Here is a 7356-nt window from a genome sequence, read left to right as displayed (position 1 = left end):
TTAATTGAACAACTGAAACGTCCGGACGTTCCGATGTTACTTGTCTAATGCAAGATGGTGGAAGAAATCCTCTTCACCTTGTGCCAATTGCGTAAGTCCTGTTTAGAAGATGCCGAAGCCTCAGACACTTATGAAGCCAGGAAAGTTTATGCCTAAAAACCTTCCATTTTTAAAACCTAAAGCATTACAGCAATTGCCTAATCAATACCCCAATCTTTCAGTTGTTGTGTAACTGATTGGATCGGCAAAGCAGCAGCAGTACCAGTACCAGATATAACCAGCTCTTGATTCTGTGTTCGACTGATGGTGTAACTACCTTTCCACACAACGCCAACAACGCGATTTTGCTGGTCTAATACGGGACTACCAGAATTACCGCGAGCTATAATTGCAGACATTTCTAACTCTCGGTCAGTCTTGGTGATGACTTCTCCTGTTGCAACTGTCGAATCCTCGGTGGTGTAGGGATATCCAATAATGCGGATAGGTGCGTTGAGGGCAACAGAGGTCGAGGAGCTGGGCAAAGGCTGAATATCTTTCGGAATGTCGGTGACTTCTAGTAAAGCTAAATCTAGGTTGTCAGAGGCAGCAGTAATTTTAACACTCTTAGCGGGTTTCCGCTTGCGGAATTCGCCTGAGAGCGGTTTACTGTAAAATTCAACTTCAATTTTTTGAGCGCCCTGGGGTGTATTTTTGCCAGCCGTTGACACATGGCGATTGGTAACAACCCAACCTTTGTTTCCCTGCCGTTTTACCACCCAGCCAGTACCATAATTTAACTCGGAAGAACTTTTAACAATAACTCGGACAACCGACCGCTTTAATGAAACAAAAGGTTCATCTTTTAAACTGGGAAATCGCTCTGGAATAGCCAACAACTGCGGATTTTTCTGCAGAGCAAAGAGCCGTTCCGTCTCTTTGAGAAATAATTTAACAGTCAGAGAGTTGGGATCTAATGCAATTGCCCTCTTACAGGCTTCAATTACTCGCTCGAACTTGCCTTGTTGCTGTAAAGTAAAAATTAAATTGATGTGAGCTTGGGTATTTTTAGGGTTGAGTTGAATCGCTTTTTGATAGGTGGCGATCGCTTCATCTGGTTTCCCCTGATCGTTCAAGAACACGCCCAGGCTGTTGTAGGCACTGTCATTTTTAGGGTGGAATTGAATCGCTTTTTGAGAGGTGGCGATCGCCTCTTCCAGTTTCCCCTGTTTCTGAAAAATCGCACCTAAATAGTAGTAATCTTCAGGATCATTGGGATCTATTTGGATCGCTTGGCGGTAAGCTGCGATCGCCTCATCTAATCTCCCCTGTTGCTGTAGGGCCCAACCTAAACGGCTGTAAGCTTCGGCATCATTGGGATTTATTTGGATGGCTTGGCGGTAAGCTGCGATCGCTTCATCTGGTTTGCCTTGGAAAAAAAACAGCAGATGGCCCAGACTTTTATAAGCTTTGGTATCGTTTGGATCTATTTGGACGGCTTGGCGGTAAGCTGCTATTGCTTCATTTAATTTCCACTTGTCAGAAAGCGCATTGCCGAGTAAGTTGTAAGCCCAAGCAAACTGAGGGTCAACTTTAATGGCTTGGCGGTAAGCTGCGATCTCTTCATCTTCTGCATTTTGACTACGCTGCACAATCGCTTGAACAATATAAGCAAAGGAGGTGAGGCGATTGGTAAACCACGGCAGTGTCGCTGCCACGTATAACAATAAGAAAACTGAGGTTAACTTGGGCAAGAATTTTTTAGGAACTTTTGGTAAAGGCATAATCTTTCTTTATTTCTAAGTTCGATAAGCCTAGTCTACTTCCTCTGAAATTGGTATGCTTTTCACAACTCCAGTTTGACTATAAATCTGTAACAATTAAAAATATAGTAGCTGTTCAGAAATTCTCTCAATGACTTTTATCCCATCCGAAGCGTTTAAATCTATTAGTTATCCCGATCGCACCGTAAAAAGAGCCGATCGCGCGGTCCGGTGCAGCCCTTTTCAATTACACTTCTTTCAGACCATCCGCGATAACAGTGTTTTCCTAACTGCGATCGCCTCAAACGCGGGTGTCGAAAGCGGCTACACCCGATCGCCCATATCCGAACTCGTAGCCGAAAACTCCCTACTCTGGCTGATCCAAGTCGGTGTGTTGCGGCGGGAAGTAGACGGACAAGGGATTACCGACAGTTTTCGCCTCACGCCCCTGGGCCGCCAACTCGTGGAAAAATGGGAACAGGAGGGACAGGGAGTGCCGGCCGCGTCATTGTGCGATCGCATGGGAAATGCCGTTAGCCGCGGGTTGGGACTATTTCTATGACCTTTTCTCGCTTGTTACAGTCCGACAGGGATTGAAATCCCTGTCGGACTCGCCGTCAAACGAGTTAGACCGCGATCGCACCATAGCAGTTTTTGAAGAACCGGGCGATCGCATCCGCGTTCCAACCTTTGCCGAATCCTTTAATCTCACCGTCGGTGAAATGTTCAGTTGGCTAACTCAGTAGCGCCACCTCGGTTTATGAATGATTTAACCGCAGAGGGCGCAGAGGGCGGGGAGGAGGGAGAAGAGAGATCGCCCTACGGATTTGCTCCGATCAAATGTGCGGTCGATCGCCTATACTAGAATTTCTGGTTGTCAGCACTTCAAGGACGAGAGAAAACAAAAGTTCTCAGTAGAAACTTAATTATGATTATTTAACCGGACTTGATATCATCTCTCAAATAACCGCTAACTACTAACAACTAACTACATAAAACGTTTCTCAAAAATGGAAGCTAAATCTTACAAAGACACGGTAAACCTGCCCAAAACCAAGTTTGATATGCGCGCCAACGCCGTCAAACGGGAACCAGAATTGCAACAATTTTGGACCGATCAAGAAATCTACGATCGCCTCTCGGAAAATAACCCAGGCGACTTGTTCATCCTCCACGACGGGCCCCCCTACGCCAACGGACAACTCCACATCGGCCACGCCCTCAACAAAATCCTCAAAGACTTTATCAACCGCTACCAAATGCTGCGCGGCAAAAAAGTCCGATACGTTCCCGGTTGGGATTGCCATGGATTGCCGATCGAACTTAAAGTATTGCAGAACATGAAATCGGAGGAGCGGCTAAATCTTACCCCGATCGAACTCCGCCGCAAAGCCGCCGCCTTCGCCCAGCAAACAATGGAACAGCAGCGCGAATCCTTCCAGCGCTACGGCGTTTGGGGCGACTGGGAACACCCGTATTTAACCCTGAAGCCCGAATACGAAGCCGCTCAAATCGGCGTTTTCGGTCAAATGGTGCTCAAAGGCTACATCTACCGCGGCTTTAAACCGGTTCACTGGAGTCCGAGTTCCAAAACAGCCCTCGCCGAAGCGGAATTGGAATACCCCGAAGGCCACACGTCGCGCAGCATCTACGTGGGCTTTCATGTGAAAAAATTGTCAAAATCCTTGCAAACGAAGCTCAAGCGCTATATGCCGAGCCTCTGGGCGGCGATTTGGACGACTACCCCCTGGACGATTCCGGCAAACTTGGCGATCGCAGTCAATCCCGAATTGACTTATGCGGTGGTGGAACCGCCGGCAAATTCCCACATCGCACAACAATTTATGTTAGTAGCTGTCGATGCGGTCGATCGGCTGTCGGCAACTTTTAACACTGAATTAAAAATACTTGCTACCTTCAAAGGCAAAGAATTAGAAGGTTGCAGCTACAAACACCCGCTGTTCGATCGCGAAAGTCCAATTGTTGCCGGTGGCGACTACATTACCGCTGATTCCGGGACGGGATTGGTGCACACCGCACCGGGGCACGGACAAGAAGACTTTATCGTCGGAAAACGCTGCGGTTTGCCAGTTTTAACGCCCGTAGATGAAAACGGAAATTTCACCGCCGAAGCCGGACAGTTTGCAGGTTTAAATGTCCTCGGAAATGGCAATGCCGCAGTGATTGATGCCCTTGCGGAAGCAAATTGTTTGATTAAAGAGGAAAGTTACGCTCACTCTTATCCTTACGATTGGCGCACGAAAAAGCCGACCATTTTTCGGGCGACGGAACAGTGGTTTGCCTCCGTTGAAGGGTTCCGAGATGAAGCCTTAAAAGCGATCGCCGATGTGAATTGGATTCCCGCCCAGGGGGAAAATCGGATTACTGCAATGGTGGGCGATCGATCGGATTGGTGTATTTCTCGCCAGCGGACTTGGGGCGTTCCTATTCCCGTATTCTACGACGAAGAAACCAACGAACCGCTGTTAAATGAAGAAACAATCGCCCACGTGCAAGCCATCTTTGCCGAGAAGGGTTCCGATGCTTGGTGGGAATTGTCGATCGCCGAATTGCTGCCAGAATCTTACCGCAATAACGGCCGCACTTACCGCAAAGGTACAGACACGATGGATGTATGGTTTGACTCCGGTTCTTCTTGGGCCGCAGTTGCCAAAGGTCGATCGGAATTAAACTATCCTGCTGATATCTATTTGGAAGGTTCAGACCAACACCGCGGCTGGTTTCAATCGAGCTTGCTGACCAGTGTAGCAACTAACGGCGTTGCTCCTTACAAAACAGTTTTGACTCACGGTTTTGTGCTCGATGAAAAAGGCCGCAAGATGAGCAAATCTGAAGGAAATGTCGTCGATCCAGCAGCCGTAATTAAGGAATATGGAGCCGATGTTTTGCGGTTGTGGGTGTCTTCGGTAGACTACTCGGCAGACGTGCCTTTGGGCAAAAACATTCTCAAACAGCAGTCGGATGTTTACCGCAAAATTCGCAATACAGCTAAGTTTTTGCTGGGCAATTTGCACGACTTCGATCCGGCGAAAGATGCCGTTGCTTACGAGGAATTGCCGGAACTCGACCGCTATATGCTGCACAGAATGGGCGAAGTTTTTGCGGAAGTCCAAGATGCTTTTGAAAGCTTCCAATTTTCCCGATTCTTCCAAACTGTGCAGAATTTCTGCACGGTGGATTTGTCGAATTTTTACTTGGATATTGCCAAAGACAGACTTTACATCAGTGCGACAGATACCCTTCGCCGCCGCAGTTGTCAGACGGTGATTGCAATTGCTGTGGAGAATTTAGCAAGGGCGATCGCACCTGTTTTGTGTCACATGGCCGAGGATATTTGGCAGTACCTTCCCTATCCGACTCCCTACAAGTCCGTGTTTGAAGCGGGCTGGGTGCAAATTGATGCTTCATGGCACAATCCAGAATTAGCTACTCGCTGGCAGTATTTGCGACAAGTGCGCGGCGAAGTTAACAAGGTTTTGGAAAAAGCCCGGATGGAAAAGGCGATCGGTTCTTCTTTGGAAGCTAAGGTTTTATTGTACGTTCCCGATGTTGAGAAAAGAGAGCAATTGCAAGCTTTGAATCCCAGCAGTGAAGAATTGGTGGATTATGTGCGATCGCAAAATTCAGTCATCGAGTTAGCGGCCCAGGAGAAAGCAAAAGCAGCACAAGATAAACAGGAAGAACAAGCGGCAAAAGTTGCCAAAGTCTTGACAGAAAACAAAATTTATGTTGAGGCGGGAACGATAGAAAAGGGCGATCGCTCTTCTCAGATAGTACAGTATTCGGCCCCGGAAACCTCGGCTTTAGATTTGCAGCAAATCTTAGATCGAAGCGCCGAGTTTGTGGCTAATTTGCCTGAATACGCGGGTAACTTTTTTACAGAATACCAACAAGTTTGGCTAACACTTGGGCTGTTAGCCTCTGTGTTGATAACGGGCAGAGTAACACTGGCTATTTTGGATACGATTAATCAGATTCCGGTGTTGGGAGGCTTATTGGAAGTCATCGGCATCTTATTTACAATCTGGTTTGCTTTCCGTAACTTGCTGTTTGCCGCCAACCGTCAACAACTGGGTCAAAAGATTGATTTTATGACAGCAGATGTGGTGGGCCGGACAAGCGGGCTTGTGCTTGCAGAAACAAAGGCGATCGTACTCGCACCGCCACTAGAGACAGCGCTTGTGCTTGTAGAAGAAACACAGGCGGCGATCGTACCAACAGCCCCAGTAGAAACGGCGCTTGTAGAAACACCCCAAATCCCGGAACCAGAATTAGTGGCGATCGAACCCAAACCAGAAATTCCTGCTTCCATAGCTGCAGGGCACGATTCTACAATGACCGGCAAGGGTGTAGACGAACTGCGGTATTTGTTCATTACTTCGGAAGTCGAACTGGTTGAATCGAATGCAATCCTGCAAGAATTGCCGTACAGTTATCAGTCTCCCGAGTTGGCGATTGGTGTAGTGAAAGCAGACGGGGAAAAGTGCGATCGCTGCTGGAATTACTCGACTCACGTCAGCGAGTCGATCGAACATCCGCTAATTTGCGAACGCTGCGTTTCAGCAGTAGACCACAAATTCTAACGTAGGCTGCGCTTCGGGAAAAATTCTTGAGTTTGTGGTAGCCACATTCAGCCCGAAGCGCACCTTACAATAGCTTCATTTACTTATTTCTGATTAAAAAAACGGCAGACGAATTCACCAGGGTTGTTTTGTCCAAACGCCAAAACAGTTCCATCCTTCTTAACTGTAGTGTGATCGCGGCAATTGTAGACTTCCAGAGGCTGTTTAACTCCATCAACACTAAGAATTACCCTGTATTCCCAATAATTTTTTGCACTGCGTTTGATATCGACAATGCAAATCTCACTTCCTTGATAATTGCGGCATACAGAGGCGTCAGCAGGAAGCGCCCAGAAAAAAGATATCAATAACAACAAGCAGCAAACACATTTCATCATCAGCCAGATTACTAAGTTTTATCTTACCTTTTTTGATAACCAACTGGCTCTATTTTTGCAAGCGACTTAGCAATTGGGTGCGCCCTCAAGTCGCGACATCGTAAGATAGCTGAACCATACCCGAACTGTATGTCTGACATCCAGTTAACTGCAAAGCTGTAGTATTTATGGGATTAACAAATAAAGGGATTCCCTCGCCCAAAATAAGCGGATGCACCGAGAGAATCACTTCGTTGACAAAGTTTTGATTCAGGAAATCGCGAATCAGCAGAGAACCTCCCACCAACCAAATATTTTTGCCCTCAAGCAAGCGCAAATCATTGACAAAAATCTCTAAGTTTGTTACCACTTCGACATCAGAAGTGGCTTTAAAATCTAGATTTTTCGTAAAAACATAACTCTTTTTTTCCTGGTACGGATACTCGCCAAAAGTTAGCACTTGTTCGTAAGTCTTTCGACCCATGAGAACCGTATCGATGCTATCTAAGAATTTAGTGTAGCCGTAATTTTGGTCTGTAAACAGCCAGTCAATATCGCCATTCGATCGCGCGATATAACCGTCCAAACTAGATGCAATGTATAGTACAATTTTTCGCATGGCAACACCGAGGTTTTTGGGGCTATTGGGGCGAT

General features: G+C 46.9%; 5 protein-coding genes. 3 read left to right on the top strand and 2 right to left on the bottom strand.

Annotated elements, in window-relative coordinates:
• Nucleotides 1–197 precede the first annotated feature (197 nt).
• The gene (locus QUA27_RS05620) at nt 198–1763 is read right to left on the bottom strand and encodes a tetratricopeptide repeat protein (protein WP_333066873.1); all 1566 of its coding nucleotides are present in this window, start codon (nt 1761–1763) and stop codon (nt 198–200) included.
• A gap of 130 nt (nt 1764–1893) precedes the next feature.
• Between QUA27_RS05620 and QUA27_RS05615 the strand changes: the two genes are divergently transcribed.
• The 3 genes from QUA27_RS05615 (at nt 1894) to ileS (ending at nt 6346) form a co-directional block, all read left to right on the top strand.
• Complete coding sequence (locus QUA27_RS05615) at nt 1894–2304, top strand: Npun_F0494 family protein (protein WP_333066872.1); 411 nt, start codon at nt 1894–1896, stop codon at nt 2302–2304.
• On the top strand, nt 2270–2488 hold the full coding sequence (locus tag QUA27_RS05610) for a hypothetical protein (protein ID WP_333066881.1): 219 nt from the start codon (nt 2270–2272) through the stop codon (nt 2486–2488). Before QUA27_RS05615 ends, QUA27_RS05610 begins: the two co-directional genes overlap by 35 nt.
• Nucleotides 2489–2752: 264 nt before the next feature.
• Nucleotides 2753–6346 (top strand): isoleucine--tRNA ligase, encoded by a 3594-nt coding sequence (ileS, locus tag QUA27_RS05605; protein ID WP_333066870.1) that lies wholly within the window; start codon nt 2753–2755, stop codon nt 6344–6346.
• Between the two features lie 462 nt (nt 6347–6808).
• Here ileS and QUA27_RS05600 read toward each other — a convergent pair whose 3' ends face one another.
• The gene (locus QUA27_RS05600) at nt 6809–7321 is read right to left on the bottom strand and encodes a dihydrofolate reductase family protein (RefSeq protein ID WP_333066869.1); all 513 of its coding nucleotides are present in this window, start codon (nt 7319–7321) and stop codon (nt 6809–6811) included.
• Nucleotides 7322–7356: the final 35 nt, after the last annotated feature.

Source organism: Microcoleus harperi Pol14_C6 (assembly GCF_036701295.1).
Lineage (GTDB): Bacteria > Cyanobacteriota > Cyanobacteriia > Cyanobacteriales > Microcoleaceae > Microcoleus.
This window is presented reverse-complemented; position numbering and strand designations above follow the sequence as displayed.

Coding starts and splice junctions, on each gene's coding strand:
- QUA27_RS05620 (WP_333066873.1), bottom strand. CDS start 1,763: ATGCCTTTACCAAAAGTTCCTAAAAAATTCTTGCCCAAGTTAACCTCA.
- QUA27_RS05615 (WP_333066872.1), top strand. CDS start 1,894: ATGACTTTTATCCCATCCGAAGCGTTTAAATCTATTAGTTATCCCGAT.
- QUA27_RS05610 (WP_333066881.1), top strand. CDS start 2,270: ATGCCGTTAGCCGCGGGTTGGGACTATTTCTATGACCTTTTCTCGCTT.
- ileS (WP_333066870.1), top strand. CDS start 2,753: ATGGAAGCTAAATCTTACAAAGACACGGTAAACCTGCCCAAAACCAAG.
- QUA27_RS05600 (WP_333066869.1), bottom strand. CDS start 7,321: ATGCGAAAAATTGTACTATACATTGCATCTAGTTTGGACGGTTATATC.